Raw genomic sequence first — 14,682 nt, 5'->3', positions numbered from 1 at the left:
ATCTTCGTGTATTGTTTGAATAATACACAAAGGAGCCCCGCCATGATCCGTACCGCCCTGTTGCTCGCCCTTGCGGCCTCTGTTGCTACCCCGGCGCTGGCGGAACAGCGCCGCTTCCCGTTGAGCGGCTTTGACAAGATCGCCGTGGCGGGCAGCGACAATGTCACCGTCAAACAGGGCAGTTTCGCGGTGGCGGCCGATGGCGCCGCCAGCGATCTCGACCAGCTTGATATCAAAGTGGAAGGCGGCGTGCTGAAGATCGGCCGCAAGCGCAGTATGTGGAATTGGGGCGGCAAGGATGTGCAGGTGATCGTAACGCTGCCGGCGCTGCACGGCCTGGTGATCGCCGGTTCGGCCGATGTGACCGCCGATCGTGGCGCCGGCGACCAGTTCGGCCTGAAGATCAGCGGTTCGGGCAATGCCAGGATCGCCAATCTCGATACGAAGACGGCCGACATCGCCATTTCCGGCAGCGGTGATGCGGCTGTGGCTGGCCGCTGCGGCGCGCTGAACCTGCGGGTGGCGGGCAGCGGCAATGCCGACGCGTCGGCCCTGCGCTGCACCAACGCCGCGATCAGCGTCGCCGGATCGGGCGACGTCAGCGCCCATGTTTCGGGTCAAGCGACGGTGAGCGTGGCCGGATCGGGCGATGTGACCGTCACCGGCGGCGGCCGCTGCACCAAGAAGGTCGCCGGCAGCGGCGAGGTGCGCTGCAGCTGATCAGCCGACAGGTTCTGGGGGCCAACGGCTGATGACGGCGGCCGGATCGGGCCGCGGCCGTTCCTCCAGCGGCCGCGCCTGCGTGCCAATGAAGAAAAACCCGGCAATCCGCTCCGGCGCGGCGCCGCCCAGCAACGCCAGCACGGCTGGATCATAGGCCGCCCAGCCGGTCAGCCAGTTGCCGACAAAGCCCTGGCCATGCGCTGCCAGCAGCAGATTCTGGCAGGCGGCGCCCACCGAAAGCTCCTGTTCCCAAACTGGAATATGGCTGGGCTTGGGGCTGGACAGCACCACCACGAGGCAGGGCGCATGCCCCCCGAACTGCGTCACCGCTTCCAGCTCCAGCCGGCCGGCAGCGGGTTTGCCGGCCTGGTAAATGCCGAGCAGCGCATCGGAAAATGCCGTGCGATCCTCGATCACGACGAATCGCCAGGGATTGAGCTTGCCATGGTCCGGCACCCGCGACGCCGCATGCAGGATGGCCTGCAGCTGCGCGGCATCGGGGCCGGGGTCGGCCATTTCGCGCGCCTTGCCCGACCGGCGGGTGGCGAGCAGGCTGGCCACGCTGGCCCCATTGTTGAACCCGTCCATCATGGTGCCGCCTTCTCCACAACCCCGGCCTTCATCACGAAACCCACGCGCGTCACGGCGCTGAGGTCATTCACCGGATTGCCCGGCACCGCCACCAGATCGGCCAGCAGCCCGGCCGCCACCCGGCCGCGATCCGCCAGCCCGAACCAGCGGGCATTGCCGGCGGTGGCGGCAAACAGCACTTGCGCGTTCGGCATGCCGGCCTTTGCCATCAACAGCATTTCGCGGGCATTGGTGCCATGGGCAAACACCCCGACATCGCCGCCCATGCAGATCGGCACGCCAGCTTTCATTGCCAGCGCAAAGGCCGCCCGGTCTTCGGTCACCGCCGCCGGCGCCGGTTCCTGCCCGTTCCAGCCGCGATAGCGCGCAATCGCATCGCCGGCCGCCAGTGTCGGGCACAGCGCCACCTTCTTCGTTGCCATCAGCGCAAACACCTCTGCCGTGCCTTCGCTGCCATGTTCGATCACATCCACCCCGGCCAGCGCGGCACGGCGCATGGCCTCGGCGGTGTTGGCGTGCACCGCGACCTGCCGGCCGGCATCGTGTGCAGCGGCGACCGCAGCGGCGATTTCGGCCTGGCTGAAGGTCGGCCGGCTGCCTTCGCCGGGCCGCCAGCGATAATCGCCATAGAGCTTCACCACATCGGCCCCGGCGCCGATCTGCCGGCGCACCGCGCTGACCAGATTCGGCCCATCGGCTTCTTCGGCTCCCTGCGGCACCGCCCAGGCATCATTCTTGGGGGCATAGCTGCCCGGCGCGACAATGGCCCTCGTCGCGATGATCAGGCGTGGCCCGGGAATCTGCCCTTCGTTGATCGCGCGCTTCAGCCCGACATCGGCGGTGCCAGCCCCCTCCGTGCCCAGATCGCGCGCCGTGGTGAAGCCGGCCATCAGCGTCGCCTTGGCATGCACGGTTGCACGCGCGACGCGATAGGCCTCGCTCTCCTTCAGCACCTGATCGTCCCACGGCACTGCATCATAGGGGTGGAGCAACAGATGGCTGTGGCCTTCGATCATGCCGGGCATCAGCGTGTGGCCAGGCAGGGCCATGCGTGTGGCATTGGCCGGCACGTTCAGCGCCGCGCCAGCCGCGACGATCTTCGCGCCATCCACCAGTACCTGCCAGCCTTCGTGCATCGCCTCGCCATCGAACACCCGATCCGGCACCAGCAGCACCGGATTGGCGCCGGCCACGACTGCCCATCCGGCCATGCCTGCCGCAATCATGTGCCTGTAGAACATGCTATTCCCTTGTCGTGCCAGCCCGACTGCGCAACATTCACGAGCGCCGGGCTTTGTGCAATCAATTGTGCGGGCTCGCGTTGGCAGGAAGGAGAAATTCATGGCCGACTTTCTCAATCAACGCTTCTTTGAAAAGGATTTTGCCCTGCAGAAGGCCTTGGGCCGGGATTTGAACAGCCATTTCAAGGCGCTGGAAAAGGGAGTGGATTCGCCGTCGCCAAACGGCGGGATGATCGCACCGGAACGGGTCGAATTGGCAGCCGGCAGCATCGTCGTGCGCTTTGCCTCATCCGGGCACCCGGCGAATGCAATCGCGGGCGAATGGTGGCTGCGTTGGTCGGATTACCAGCCGCTTGAGCACCTCGCCGATCTGAAGGGGCTGCCGGTTGCTGCTGTCGTGCGGCGCAAGTGCATCGTGCCGCCAGAGTGGAGCAACCTGGCGTTTTTGGTTCAGGCCAGGCTGACGGCGCCTTTGCTGGCTTATGGCGGAATCGGCCGCCCGGTGCAGTCGACCAGCCAGGGGCAGATGACCGGTGGTGAACTGGGCGGCGGGGCAGCCTATCAGTTGATGATTCCCGGTCTTGGCAATCCCGATATCCGCCATGACGCACTGGCTGTGCAGGGTTATGCGTTTCTTGATCCCACCACGACGACCCGCGGCTTTATCAATCAGGTCCCCCAATAGGCTGCAGGTCGGCTGCGCGCTTGGCGGAACCGCCATCGGCGGCTATCACCAGCGAAAGGGAGACGCGATTTGAACGAGAATGCGAGCGCAGCCGTGGCCGACACCCGCCCGCAATGGTTCGGCCACCCGGCGCAGCTGGCGCGGCTGTTCACCACCGAAGCCATGGAACGCTTCGGCTATTATGGCATGCGGGCGTTGCTCACCCTCTATCTCGCCAATCATTTCCTGTTTTCGGATCAGACCGTCACCGGTCTCTATGGCGGCTTCACCGCGCTCGTTTATCTCACCCCGTTGGTCGGCGGCCTGTTGGCCGATCGCTATCTGGGATCGAAGAAGGCAGTGAAATTCGGGGCCATATTGATGGCGGCCGGTTATTTCACCCTGTGTTTTGGCGGCGAGGCGGCCAAACCCTGGGCCGAATTCGGCGGCCAGCGCTATGACGTGGCCATCGAAAAATCCGGCAACGACTCCGCCCAGTTCGTCACGCTCGAAGGCCAGAAACTCCAGATCAAGGGCAATGAAGATGGCAGCGTCTCGCTTAACGCCGCCGATGGCAGCGAAGCGCGCCGCATTGCCAAGGGCGGCTTCGAAGCCGGCGGGGAGCGCGATGCGCTGTTTGTCACCATCATGCTCATCGGCCTGTCTGCCGTCACCGTCGGCAACGGCTTCTTCAAACCCAATATCTCCACCATGGTCGGCAGCCTTTATGCCAAGGGCGATAGCCGCCGCGATGCCGGCTTCACCATTTTCTATATGGGCATCAACATCGGCTCGTTGGGCAGCCAGCTGGCCTGCCCGTTCCTGGCCGATGCCTATGGTTGGTGGGCCGGCTTTTTGCTCGCCGCGCTGGGCATGGCCTTGAGCTGGTTTCTCATCCAGTTCGCCGGGCCTAAGCTCGCCGGCTATGGCGAACCGCCGGCCGATGCGCCCAATCGTGATCTGCTCATCTATCTGGGCGCCATCGCCGTCGTGCCGCTGGTGTGGTTCCTGTTCACCAATCTGATGGCGGCGCCGCCGCCGGTCGAAGGCGCCGGCTTCATCGGCTACCTCGCCGGCCTGCCGATTCTGGGCCAAGTGCTGTTCGGCACCTTTCTGGCCTGCGTCGTCATCATCCCGATCTGGTCGATCATGGTGGGCACCCGCGCCGAATGGCAGATGATGCTGGCCGCCATCATCCTCATCGTTTTCAACGTCGTGTTCTGGACCCTGTTCGAACAGGCCGGATCAAGCCTGACCTTGTTTGCCGCGCGCAACACCGATTTGTCGATTTTCGGCCTGTTCGAAATCTCGCCAGGGCAAACCCAGTTCTTCAATGCCATTTTCATCGTCATGCTGGCCCCGCTGTTCAGCCTGATGTGGCAGGCGCTGGGCCGGCGCGGACTGGAACCGGGCATCCCGGTGAAGTTCGGCATGGCGCTGGCCGGCGTTGGCGGCGGATTCCTGTTCCTCGTCTGGGGCACGCAATTTGCGGGCCCGGATTTCAAGGTCGGCATCTGGTGGATCGCCGGCCTGTATTTCATTCATTCCGCGTCCGAACTGATGATCTCGCCGGTCGGCCTTTCGATGGTGACGAAATTGTCGATCGCCCGCATCGTCGGGCTGATGATGGGCCTGTGGTTCGTGTCCATTGCCTGCGCGCAATATGTTGGCGGGCTGGTGGCGCAGGTCGCCAGTGTCGAAACGGTGGGCGGGCAGGTAACCAACCTCAAGGTCAGCCTCGATACCTATGCCGGCGTGTTCCAGACCATCGGCCTCGCCTCGGCGGCGATCGGCGGCGTGCTGCTGTTGATCTCGCCGCTGCTGAAGAAGCTGATGCACGGGGTGAAATAACCGGCGCAAAGCAGGGGTTGCGGCGGCTCCCCGGTTGGCCCAGCATATGGCCAACAGGGGAGCGTGGTTGATGAGATCGAACTATCTGCTGGCAACGGCCATACTGGCGCTGGCCACCGCCGCATCCGCCAAGGACAAGCCAGCCGAAGTCCCGCCGCCGCCGCCCGAAGTCATCCGGGTCGGCAAGGATCCGTTCCCCAGCCAGTACAAGCCCTACCCCGGCGTGACGACGGTGATCCGCGGCGCCACCATCTATGACGGGGCCGGGCGGCGCATCGACAATGGCATGATCCGCATCGAAGACGGCAAGGTTGCCGAAATCGGCGCCAGCGTTGCCGTCCCGGCCGGCGCCAAGCTGATCGATGCGGCCGGCAAGTATGTCACCGCCGGCATCATCGACATCCACAGTCATTTGGGCGTCTATCCCAGCCCCGGCGTGCAGGCGCACAGCGACGGCAATGAGGCCACCAGCCCGGCCCGCCCGGAAGTATGGGCCGAACACAGCGTGTGGCCGCAGGACCCCGGTTTCAGCCGCGCGCTGGCCGGCGGCATCACCGCGCTGCATGTGCTGCCCGGATCGGCCAATCTGTTCGGCGGGCGCGGCACCACCCTGAAACCCGTCTATGGCCGCAGCGTGCAGGAAATGAAGTTTCCGGGCGCGCCCTACAGCTTGAAGATGGCCTGCGGCGAAAACCCCAAGCGCGTTTATGGCAGTCGCAACCAGCTGCCCTCCACGCGCATGGGCAATATCGCCTACGCCCGCCAGCTCTGGTCCGATGCGGTCATCTACAAGCGGCGCTGGGATGATTATACCAAGCGCGCCGAAGCCGGCACCGCCAAGCCCGGCGATGCGCCGCGCCGCGAGCTGGCGCTGGACACGCTGGCCGGTGTGCTGTCGGGCGAGATCCTGGTGCAGAACCACTGCTATCGCGCCGATGAAATGGCCAATGTCATCAGCATGTCCCACGAGTTCGGCTACAAGGTGACGGCCTTCCACCATGCGGTCGAAAGCTACAAGATCGCCGACATGCTGAAGGCGGAGGGCATCTGCTCTGCGATGTGGGCGGATTGGTATGGCTTCAAGATGGAAAGCTATGACGGCATCCGCGAGAATATCGCGCTGGTGAATGCCGCCGGCGCCTGCGCCATCGTGCACAGCGATGATGCCAACGGCATCCAGCGCCTCAATCAGGAAGCCGCCAAGGCCATCGCCGCCGGCCGCCGGCTGGGCCTGCCGATTGCGCCGGAACTGGCGTGGACCTGGCTGTCGCTCAACCCGGCCAAGGGGCTGGGCATCGGTGACCGCACCGGCAGCCTGGAGGTCGGCAAGGCCGCCGATGTCGTGCTGTGGTCGGCCGAACCATTCAGTGTCTATGCGCGGCCGATGAATGTGTGGATCGATGGCGCGCTGATGTATGATTGGGGCGATCCCAAACGCCGGCCGATAGCCGATTTCGAGCTGGGCCAGCCCGGTGAAGGGAATGTGAAATGAAGCGGCTTGCCATCCTTGCGCTGCTGGCGTCCGCGCCGGCCTTCGCCTCGCCGTTCGCCATCACCAACGCCGTCGCGCACACCGCCCGCGGGGAAGAGGTGATCCGCAATGCCACCATCATCATCGATGCCGGCCGCATCACCGCCATCGGCGCTGGCCTGGCCGTGCCGGCCGGCGCGACGGTGATCGATGCCAAGGGGCAGCCGGTCACCCCCGGCATCGTCGCGGTGCCCAGCGATCTCGGCCTCACCGAAGTCGGCGGCGTGCGTGAGACCAACGATGGTACCGCCCGCACCTCGCCTTATTCGGCGGCGCTGGACATGGCGGGCGCCATCAACCCGGGCTCGCTGCATTTTGCCATTTATCGCATGGCCGGAGTCACCCGCGCCGCCGCGGTACCCGATGCCGGCAACGCGGTGTTTGGCGGGCAGGGCGCCTTGCTCAGCCTGGCGACGGCTGGCCCGACCGTCACTCGCGCGCGGGCCTTTCAATTTGTGGAGATGGGCGAAAATGGCGCGCAACTCGCTGGCGGCTCGCGCCCGGCGGCCTATGCGCAGCTCCTGGGCCTGCTCGATGCCGCCAAACGGCTGGCGGCCAACCCGGCCGCGAGCATTGGCGGCGAGGATTCGGGCTCGCTATTGAAGCGCCGTGATGTGGAGGCGTTGCTGCCGGTGATTGGCGGCACGCAGGCCCTGATGGTGCATGCCGAACGCGCTGCCGACATCATCGAAGTGCTGAAACTGAAGGCGCGCTATCCAGCGCTGCGCCCGGTGCTGGTCGGCGCGCGCGAAGCTTGGCTGGTCGCCAAGGACATTGCTAAGGCCGGTGTGCCGGTGATCACCCACAGTCTTTATGATTTGCCCGATGATTTCGAAGGGCTGGCAGCCTCGCGCAACAATGCCGGTGTGTTGCAGGCGGCGGGTGTGACGGTCGTGCTGGGGCCGCTCGGCGGTATCGGCGGCACCACACCGGTCAATCTGCCGGGCTATGCCGGCAATGCCGTGGCGCAGGGGCTGATTCCCGGCGGCAAGGGGCTGACGAAGGCGCAGGCGCTGGCCAGCATCACCGCCAATCCGGCGCGCGTGCTCGGCCTGTCCGACACCGGCACGCTGGAGGTCGGCAAGCGCGCCGATGTGGTGATCTGGGATGGCGATCCGCTGGAATTGACCAGCACGCCCATCAATGTCTGGATCGATGGCGTGGCGCAGCCGCTGACCAGCCGGCAGAGCGAATTGGCGCAGCGCTACAAGACGCTTGGCCGCACCGATCTGCCGTTGCAATATCCGCGCTGACATCTGCCATCCGGCAGGAGGGGATTGATCGTGCCTGATCTGGTGCTGCTTGGCCTGTTGGTCGGGGCGTTTGTCCTGACCCATGAACTGCTCGCGCATCCGCTGCGCGCCCCCCTCGTGGCGCGGTTGGGCGCGGGCGGCTTTGCGATTGTCTATTCGCTGGTGGCGATCGCCACGCTGGGCGGCGCGGTGCAATTGTGGCGGCAGATTCCGGGGGCGCGGCTGTGGGACACGCCGGCCTGGGCCTATGGGCCATCACTGGTGGCCATGCTGATCGCCTTCATCCTGTTTGTGGGGTCGGTGACGGCGCCAAACCCGTCGATGATGCCGGGCGTGAAGGGGGAACCCAAGGGCATGCAGCGCATCACCCGCCACCCGATGATGTGGAGCTTCGTGATCTGGGCCGGGGTGCATGTGGTGATGACCGCCGATCCGCGCACCATCATCCTGGCCAGTGGAATTGCCGCCTTGGCGCTGATCGGCACGGTGATGCAGGATGTAAAGAAACAAGGCCAAGACAGCGCCTATGGTGCACATATGGCGCGCACCAGCCATGTGCCGTTTGCGGCCATCCTGGGCGGCCGCCAGCCGGCCAGCGCGCTGTGGCCCGGCCTGGTGCCGGTGCTGGGCGGCGCGGCGGCGTGGTTCCTGTTTCTGGGCTGGGGCCATAGTTGGTTGATCGGCGTTCCCGCCGCAGGGTGGAGTTACATGCAATGAGCGATGTGAACGGCAAGGCAATCTGGATCACCGGCGCGTCATCAGGCATCGGCAAGGGGCTGGCGCTGGCGTTGGCCGCGCAGGGTGCGCGGCTGGTGTTGTCGGGGCGCAACCATGATGCGCTGGCCGCCGTCGCCGCCGATTGTCCCGGCGCGATTGTCGAAGCGTTCGAAGCCACCGATCTCGATGCACTGCCCGCGATCGCGGCGCGAATCGAGGCGGCGACGGGCGGCATCGACTGGCTGGTCAACAATGCCGGCATCTCGCAGCGCAGCCTGGCGCTGGATACGGATTTCAGCGTTTATCGCACCATGCTGGAAGTGGATTTCTTCGCGCCGTTGCGGCTGACGCAATTGGTGCTGCCGGGGATGGTGGCGCGCCGAAGCGGCCGAATCATCAACAATGCCTCGGTGGCCGGCAAGGTCGGTTCGCCGCTGCGCACCGGTTATTGTGCCGCCAAACATGCGCTGGTCGGCTGGTCAGACGCGTTGCGCGCCGAAATCGCCCAATATGATGTACAGGTGCATGTGCTCACCCCCGGCTTTGTCGCCACCGGCATCGCCGCCAACGCGCTGCGCGGCGATGGCACACAGAAGGGCGCCGGTGATGATCCGGTGAATGATGGCATTTCCATCCACGAAGCGGCGCAGCAGATCATTGCCGGCATCCTGGCCGACACGCCGGAAATCCCGGTCGGTCGCGACGGCGCGCCGGAAATGCAGTTGCTCGATCTGAAACGCCAGAATCCGGAAGGCTGTTTCACGATGATGGCCGGCATGGCGCCCAAGGTGGCACGCTGATCGCGCTGGCGGCGCGCGTGCGTCGTTTTTCCCTTGGCGGATGGCGCTGGCACGGCTAAGGCCCGATCAGGCAGCCGTCGCATCAGATGCAGCAGGCCCGCCTTCGCACATGTGTAACCGGGCTGTTGGGGCATCCACGCTCTTGGCCACGGAGCCGCAGGCGGGCACCACCGCAGACCCGGCTTGACGCTGGCGCCTGTTGGCAAGTGCAAGGCACTGAAGTTCACCCGCAGCGGGCCCAGGTGGGGCCACGACCGGGCCAGGAACGAGGATCGCGATCTTGATCAGAAACAACCAGCGCCGGCGTCGGGGTGGCAGCAACAATGGCCCGCGCCCGCAGCAAATGGCTGGTGGCAACAATTATGGCCCGCGGCTCGACAATCGCCAGCGCGGCAACGCCACCCAGCTGCTGGAAAAATATCGGGCGCTGGCCCGTGATGCGCAGCAGGCCGGCGACCGGGTGACCGCCGAATATTATCTGCAATATGCCGAACATTATTTCCGGCTGCTTGGCGATTATCGTGATCGCCAGCCCGACGCGCGCCGTGGCCAGGGCTATGACGATGACGGCCTGGATGGTGACGGTGACGGCGACACCATCGATGATGGCCGCGATGATGTGGATGATCGCGGTTCGCGCCGCGATGACGCCCGCCGCGATGAAGAACGCAATAATGATCGCCCGCCGGAACGCATGCGCGATGAGCGCCCGCGCGATGAGCGGCCCCGTGAAGACAGGCAGCGTGATGATCGTCCGCGTGGTGATCGGCAGCGCACCGAGCGTCCGCAGGAGGACCGGCAGGAACGGCCACGCGCCGAGCGCCCGGCCGACGATCGCCCCCGTGAAGAGCGTCCCCGTGAAGAGCGCCCCCGCGAGGATGCCAATCGCAACCGCCGGGATTGGCAGCGCGATCGCCGCGACCGCCGCCCGGAGCGGGACGACGCACCGCGTGCCGGCAATGACGCCGAAGCCCACGATGATCGCGAATCGCTGCTGCAGGCCCTGCCGCCGCCGGTATCGCGGGCTGAGCCTGCGCGCAGCGCCGCGCGTGAAGACGATCGCCGCCTGTCGCTGCGGCATCCCGAGGCGGAGCCGGCCGCTGCGCCAGCACCGCCGCCCGTGGCCGCGATTGCCGACGAATCAGCCGAAGTTGCAGCGCCCAAGCGCCGCGGCCGCCCACGCAAGGTGGTTGCCGATGTGGAACCCGCCGCCGAATGAGCCGCGCCTGAATCGAATCGCCGCGAGGCTGGCGTCAATCGCCGGCGTCGCGGCGATCGATCGATTCGTCGTGGCCTGATCGGCTGGAAACGAACACCAGGCCCATCAGCGCGCCGGTGAGCAGCAAGGTGCCGGCCACACCCACCGATACGGCCAGATACAGCTCCCAGCGCGGCGGTGCGCCGGTGGCATGCAGCCACGCCAGCGCCGCTGCGACGGCCGCGATTGCCAGCCCGCTGGTGATGGCCATCAAGCGCTTGAACGGCCGCCAGACGGATGCCCGGGGGCTTTTGCCCTGCGGTTCGGCCCGGCCCTTATCGATTGTCACTGATCTTTTGCCTTCCTGACCGGATGGGCGCATCCTCGGCCCGGATCACAGGCCCACGGCGCGTGCATACAGCGCCAATCAAGGGGAGGCGAATCATGATCGGTTCGATTCTGGTCGACAAGAAGCCGCTGGTCAGCGTCGGCCCCGATGCCACCATCCGCCAGATCGCGGCCCTGCTGCATGAACATCGAATCGGCGCGGTGCTGGTGATGGATGGCGACACCATTGCGGGTCTGGTCAGTGAGCGGGATATCTGCCGCTGCCTGCACGTGCATGGCGTCGCCGTGCATGATGTGCGCGCGCAGGATATCATGACCGCCCCGGTGGTGGTCACCGATCCGCGCATCAGCGTGGTCGAAGCATTGGCGATCATGACCGACCGGCGATTCCGCCATTTGCCGGTTGTGGAGGATGGCAAGCTGCTTGGCCTGGTGTCGATCGGCGATCTGGTGAAACGCCGGATCGAGGATGCCGACGCCGAGGCCGATTCGCTCAAGCACTATATCGCCAGCTGATTGTGCCGGCGCCGAGGCAACGATTCGGGACCCGTGTGCGGCAACCAAGGGGGCAATAGCTGCGAATCCGGGGTTCCGACCCGATTCCCGAAGCCGGCATCAACCATATTGCGGACGATTCGTTCCGCCGATTCGGCGAAATGGCCGGCTTTGGAGGGTCAGAACCACATCCACAGACCGGGTGCTACACAGGGACAGGGTTCGGTTCTTCCAAGGATGGGACAGAAAATTTCACGAATATGCAAAAAACGCCTTGCCAGTCCGGGGGACCGCCCATAGAGGAGCGCTCCCGGCCGACGAGAACCAGCGGTTCCCGCCGAAAGCCAAGACAACAGCGATGGTCGCCTTGACCCACCCGAAAAGTGGGCAGACAATCATTGTGGTTCCGGGAACTTCGGACCTTCCGAGCAATCGGAAAGAAAACGAAAAAAAGTTGTTGACGGAGACTTTCGAGCGGACCATAAGCCGCCTCCGTCGCCGACGACGAACCCACCGCCCTCAACTGGGCAAAGCGTTCGCCGCCGACATCGAAAAAGACACCGGTCTGGAACCTGGGTAACCAGGAGGCAGGCAGGTGTCGCTCTTTCTCATTGTAGGTTAAAATGAAGGGACATGTGGGCGGCGGTCCACGGTTCGGGATTTCAGGTTCCGAGTGCCGTGGTTAAACCAAAGCTTATATGTCTCAATACCACAAAGCACACCGGCTTATTGCCGGTACGTTAGTGATGTTGTGCAGACAGAATAAGCTCCTGAACGAACGGTCAGTTGCAAACGGTTTTCCCCGTAGCAGCTGGTCGCATGAACTTGAGAGTTTGATCCTGGCTCAGAACGAACGCTGGCGGCATGCCTAACACATGCAAGTCGAACGAAGCCTTCGGGCTTAGTGGCGCACGGGTGCGTAACGCGTGGGAATCTGCCCTTGGGTACGGAATAACAGTGAGAAATTACTGCTAATACCGTATGATGTCTTCGGACCAAAGATTTATCGCCCAGGGATGAGCCCGCGTAGGATTAGCTAGTTGGTGAGGTAAAGGCTCACCAAGGCTACGATCCTTAGCTGGTCTGAGAGGATGATCAGCCACACTGGGACTGAGACACGGCCCAGACTCCTACGGGAGGCAGCAGTGGGGAATATTGGACAATGGGCGAAAGCCTGATCCAGCAATGCCGCGTGAGTGAAGAAGGCCTTCGGGTTGTAAAGCTCTTTTACCCGGGATGATAATGACCGTACCGGGAGAATAAGCCCCGGCTAACTCCGTGCCAGCAGCCGCGGTAATACGGAGGGGGCTAGCGTTGTTCGGAATCACTGGGCGTAAAGCGTACGTAGGCGGCTATTCAAGTCAGAGGTGAAAGCCTGGAGCTCAACTCCAGAACTGCCTTTGAAACTAGGTAGCTTGAACATGGGAGAGGTGAGTGGAATTCCGAGTGTAGAGGTGAAATTCGTAGATATTCGGAAGAACACCAGTGGCGAAGGCGGCTCACTGGACCATTGTTGACGCTGAGGTACGAAAGCGTGGGGAGCAAACAGGATTAGATACCCTGGTAGTCCACGCCGTAAACGATGATAACTAGCTGTTGCGGCTCTTTGAGCTGCAGTGGCGCAGCTAACGCATTAAGTTATCCGCCTGGGGAGTACGGCCGCAAGGTTAAAACTCAAAGGAATTGACGGGGGCCTGCACAAGCGGTGGAGCATGTGGTTTAATTCGAAGCAACGCGCAGAACCTTACCAGCGTTTGACATCGCAGGACGATTTCCAGAGATGGATTTCTTCTCGCAAGAGACTTGCAGACAGGTGCTGCATGGCTGTCGTCAGCTCGTGTCGTGAGATGTTGGGTTAAGTCCCGCAACGAGCGCAACCCTCGCCTTTAGTTACCATCATTCAGTTGGGGACTCTAAAGGAACCGCCGGTGATAAGCCGGAGGAAGGTGGGGATGACGTCAAGTCCTCATGGCCCTTACACGCTGGGCTACACACGTGCTACAATGGCGGTGACAATGGGCTGCAATCCCGCGAGGGTGAGCTAATCTCAAAAAGCCGTCTCAGTTCGGATTGTTCTCTGCAACTCGAGAGCATGAAGGCGGAATCGCTAGTAATCGCGGATCAGCATGCCGCGGTGAATACGTTCCCAGGCCTTGTACACACCGCCCGTCACACCATGGGAGTTGGATTGACCCGAAGGCAGTGGGCTAACCCGCAAGGGAGGCAGCTGACCACGGTCGGTTCAGTGACTGGGGTGAAGTCGTAACAAGGTAGCCGTAGGGGAACCTGCGGCTGGATCACCTCCTTTCTAAGGACTTGTCTGTACTGCGCCCGGCTCGCTGGGAAGTGCGTCAGACGTTCCAAAGAACATTACCGCCGCCCTCATGTCCCTTCATTCTGGAAACGCCGCGTGCTACGGCCCTGTTCGTATTGCAGCTGGGCTGTGTCATTTGGCGCAGCGCACCCGCAATGGGTAGGGGCCGGTAGCTCAGGGGTAGAGCACACGCTTGATAAGCGTGTGGCCGAAGGTTCAAATCCTTCCCGGCCCACCATTGCGCTTTGATTGGTTCTATGCCGATCGCGTTATGGGGCCTTAGCTCAGTTGGGAGAGCGCTAGCTTTGCAAGCTTGAGGTCATCGGTTCGATCCCGATAGGCTCCACCAACCGCAGCACCGTTCAGGTGCAGCGCAGCAAGAGATTTCCAGAATGAGGAACCCGAATTACCGGGCAGCTACGGCTGCCGCGGTGATATTTGATATTGTGAATGGATATTTGAACGATGCCGTGGGGCATCGTGTCTTCCGCCTTGGGGGATACGGTGCCGAACAGAATGATCGTTTGATGGCCGCAAGGCCAGCGACAGTGATGTCGTTGGTGGTGCGGGTCTTCAAGCGTGAGGTAAGGGCATTTGGTGGATGCCTTGGCATGCACAGGCGATGAAGGACGTGGCACGCTGCGATAAGCTGTGGTGAGGTGTGAGCAACCTTTGACCCGCAGATTTCCGAATGGGGAAACCCAATCTCTTCATTTAATTTCGTATGATCTTCTGATCGTACGACGTTAAATGATCAGATTATCCCATAGTGAATACATAGCTATGGAGAAGCGAACCCGGGGAACTGAAACATCTCAGTACCTGGAGGAAAGGACATCAACCGAGACTCCGTTAGTAGTGGCGAGCGAACGCGGACCAGGCCAGTGGTCTGATCGAAATCAGCAGAACGACTTGGAAACGTCGGCCAAAGCGGGTGATAGCCCCGTATGCGTCAA

The 14,682-nt window shown here is 63.4% G+C and carries 12 protein-coding genes, 2 tRNA genes and 2 rRNA genes (1 of these 16 running past the window's edge); 13 read left to right on the top strand and 3 right to left on the bottom strand.

All coding sequences use genetic code 11. The annotated features are described in order from the left end of the window. The first annotated feature begins 42 nt into the window (after positions 1-42). On the top strand, positions 43-720 hold the full coding sequence (locus AC6UUM_RS00145) for a head GIN domain-containing protein (RefSeq protein WP_500803339.1): 678 nt from the start codon (positions 43-45) through the stop codon (positions 718-720). Here AC6UUM_RS00145 and AC6UUM_RS00140 read toward each other — a convergent pair whose 3' ends face one another. Then, positions 721-1,311 (bottom strand): nitroreductase family protein, encoded by a 591-nt coding sequence (locus tag AC6UUM_RS00140; protein ID WP_500804868.1) that lies wholly within the window; start codon positions 1,309-1,311, stop codon positions 721-723. It lies immediately after the preceding gene. Beyond that, a complete protein-coding gene (locus AC6UUM_RS00135) occupies positions 1,311-2,525 on the bottom strand; it encodes a metal-dependent hydrolase family protein (protein ID WP_500803338.1) in 1,215 nt (404 codons plus the stop codon). Before AC6UUM_RS00135 ends, AC6UUM_RS00140 begins: the two co-directional genes overlap by 1 nt. A gap of 130 nt (positions 2,526-2,655) precedes the next feature. Here AC6UUM_RS00135 and AC6UUM_RS00130 point away from each other — a divergent pair, with 130 nt between their 5' ends. From AC6UUM_RS00130 to AC6UUM_RS00100, 7 genes are all read left to right on the top strand, one after another. Further along, the gene (locus AC6UUM_RS00130) at positions 2,656-3,240 is read left to right on the top strand and encodes a hypothetical protein (protein WP_500803337.1); all 585 of its coding nucleotides are present in this window, start codon (positions 2,656-2,658) and stop codon (positions 3,238-3,240) included. Positions 3,241-3,309: 69 nt separating this feature from the next. Further along, positions 3,310-5,070: a peptide MFS transporter gene (locus AC6UUM_RS00125; RefSeq protein ID WP_500803336.1), complete on the top strand. Its 1,761-nt coding sequence runs from the start codon at positions 3,310-3,312 to the stop codon at positions 5,068-5,070. A gap of 70 nt (positions 5,071-5,140) precedes the next feature. Next, positions 5,141-6,562, top strand: coding sequence for an amidohydrolase (locus AC6UUM_RS00120; protein ID WP_500803335.1), 1,422 nt, complete (start codon positions 5,141-5,143; stop codon positions 6,560-6,562). Further along, positions 6,559-7,854: an amidohydrolase family protein gene (locus AC6UUM_RS00115; protein WP_500803334.1), complete on the top strand. Its 1,296-nt coding sequence runs from the start codon at positions 6,559-6,561 to the stop codon at positions 7,852-7,854. The genes AC6UUM_RS00120 and AC6UUM_RS00115 overlap by 4 nt, the downstream gene beginning before the upstream one ends. A gap of 30 nt (positions 7,855-7,884) precedes the next feature. After that, entirely contained in the window at positions 7,885-8,571 is a 687-nt protein-coding gene (locus AC6UUM_RS00110; RefSeq protein ID WP_500803333.1) for an NnrU family protein, read from the top strand. Beyond that, positions 8,568-9,371 (top strand): SDR family NAD(P)-dependent oxidoreductase, encoded by an 804-nt coding sequence (locus tag AC6UUM_RS00105; protein WP_500803332.1) that lies wholly within the window; start codon positions 8,568-8,570, stop codon positions 9,369-9,371. Before AC6UUM_RS00110 ends, AC6UUM_RS00105 begins: the two co-directional genes overlap by 4 nt. A gap of 280 nt (positions 9,372-9,651) precedes the next feature. After that, positions 9,652-10,590: a DUF4167 domain-containing protein gene (locus tag AC6UUM_RS00100; protein ID WP_500803331.1), complete on the top strand. Its 939-nt coding sequence runs from the start codon at positions 9,652-9,654 to the stop codon at positions 10,588-10,590. Between the two features lie 34 nt (positions 10,591-10,624). On the opposite strand, the gene AC6UUM_RS00095 is transcribed toward AC6UUM_RS00100, so the two are convergent. Then, positions 10,625-10,918 (bottom strand): hypothetical protein, encoded by a 294-nt coding sequence (locus AC6UUM_RS00095; protein ID WP_500803330.1) that lies wholly within the window; start codon positions 10,916-10,918, stop codon positions 10,625-10,627. Between the two features lie 95 nt (positions 10,919-11,013). Between AC6UUM_RS00095 and AC6UUM_RS00090 the strand changes: the two genes are divergently transcribed. From AC6UUM_RS00090 to AC6UUM_RS00070, 5 genes are all read left to right on the top strand, one after another. Beyond that, positions 11,014-11,433: a CBS domain-containing protein gene (locus AC6UUM_RS00090; RefSeq protein ID WP_500803329.1), complete on the top strand. Its 420-nt coding sequence runs from the start codon at positions 11,014-11,016 to the stop codon at positions 11,431-11,433. An 800-nt stretch (positions 11,434-12,233) separates the two neighbouring features. Then, positions 12,234-13,720, top strand: a 16S ribosomal RNA gene (locus tag AC6UUM_RS00085). A gap of 169 nt (positions 13,721-13,889) precedes the next feature. Continuing rightward, positions 13,890-13,964 (top strand) — tRNA-Ile (locus tag AC6UUM_RS00080). A gap of 35 nt (positions 13,965-13,999) precedes the next feature. Then, positions 14,000-14,075, top strand: a tRNA-Ala gene (locus AC6UUM_RS00075). Positions 14,076-14,300: 225 nt separating this feature from the next. Further along, positions 14,301-14,682, top strand: a 23S ribosomal RNA gene (locus AC6UUM_RS00070) (it continues 2,407 nt past the right edge of the window). The 16S and 23S rRNA genes sit together here with 2 tRNA genes alongside, the layout of an rRNA operon.

This window comes from Sandarakinorhabdus sp., from assembly GCF_987265915.1.
The sequence above is the reverse complement of the archived record's forward strand: the minus strand, read 5'-3'. Positions and strand labels throughout refer to the sequence as shown.

Coding starts and splice junctions, on each gene's coding strand:
- AC6UUM_RS00145 (WP_500803339.1), top strand. CDS start 43: ATGATCCGTACCGCCCTGTTGCTCGCCCTTGCGGCCTCTGTTGCTACC.
- AC6UUM_RS00140 (WP_500804868.1), bottom strand. CDS start 1,311: ATGGACGGGTTCAACAATGGGGCCAGCGTGGCCAGCCTGCTCGCCACC.
- AC6UUM_RS00135 (WP_500803338.1), bottom strand. CDS start 2,525: ATGGCCGGATGGGCAGTCGTGGCCGGCGCCAATCCGGTGCTGCTGGTG.
- AC6UUM_RS00130 (WP_500803337.1), top strand. CDS start 2,656: ATGGCCGACTTTCTCAATCAACGCTTCTTTGAAAAGGATTTTGCCCTG.
- AC6UUM_RS00120 (WP_500803335.1), top strand. CDS start 5,141: ATGAGATCGAACTATCTGCTGGCAACGGCCATACTGGCGCTGGCCACC.
- AC6UUM_RS00115 (WP_500803334.1), top strand. CDS start 6,559: ATGAAGCGGCTTGCCATCCTTGCGCTGCTGGCGTCCGCGCCGGCCTTC.
- AC6UUM_RS00105 (WP_500803332.1), top strand. CDS start 8,568: ATGAGCGATGTGAACGGCAAGGCAATCTGGATCACCGGCGCGTCATCA.
- AC6UUM_RS00090 (WP_500803329.1), top strand. CDS start 11,014: ATGATCGGTTCGATTCTGGTCGACAAGAAGCCGCTGGTCAGCGTCGGC.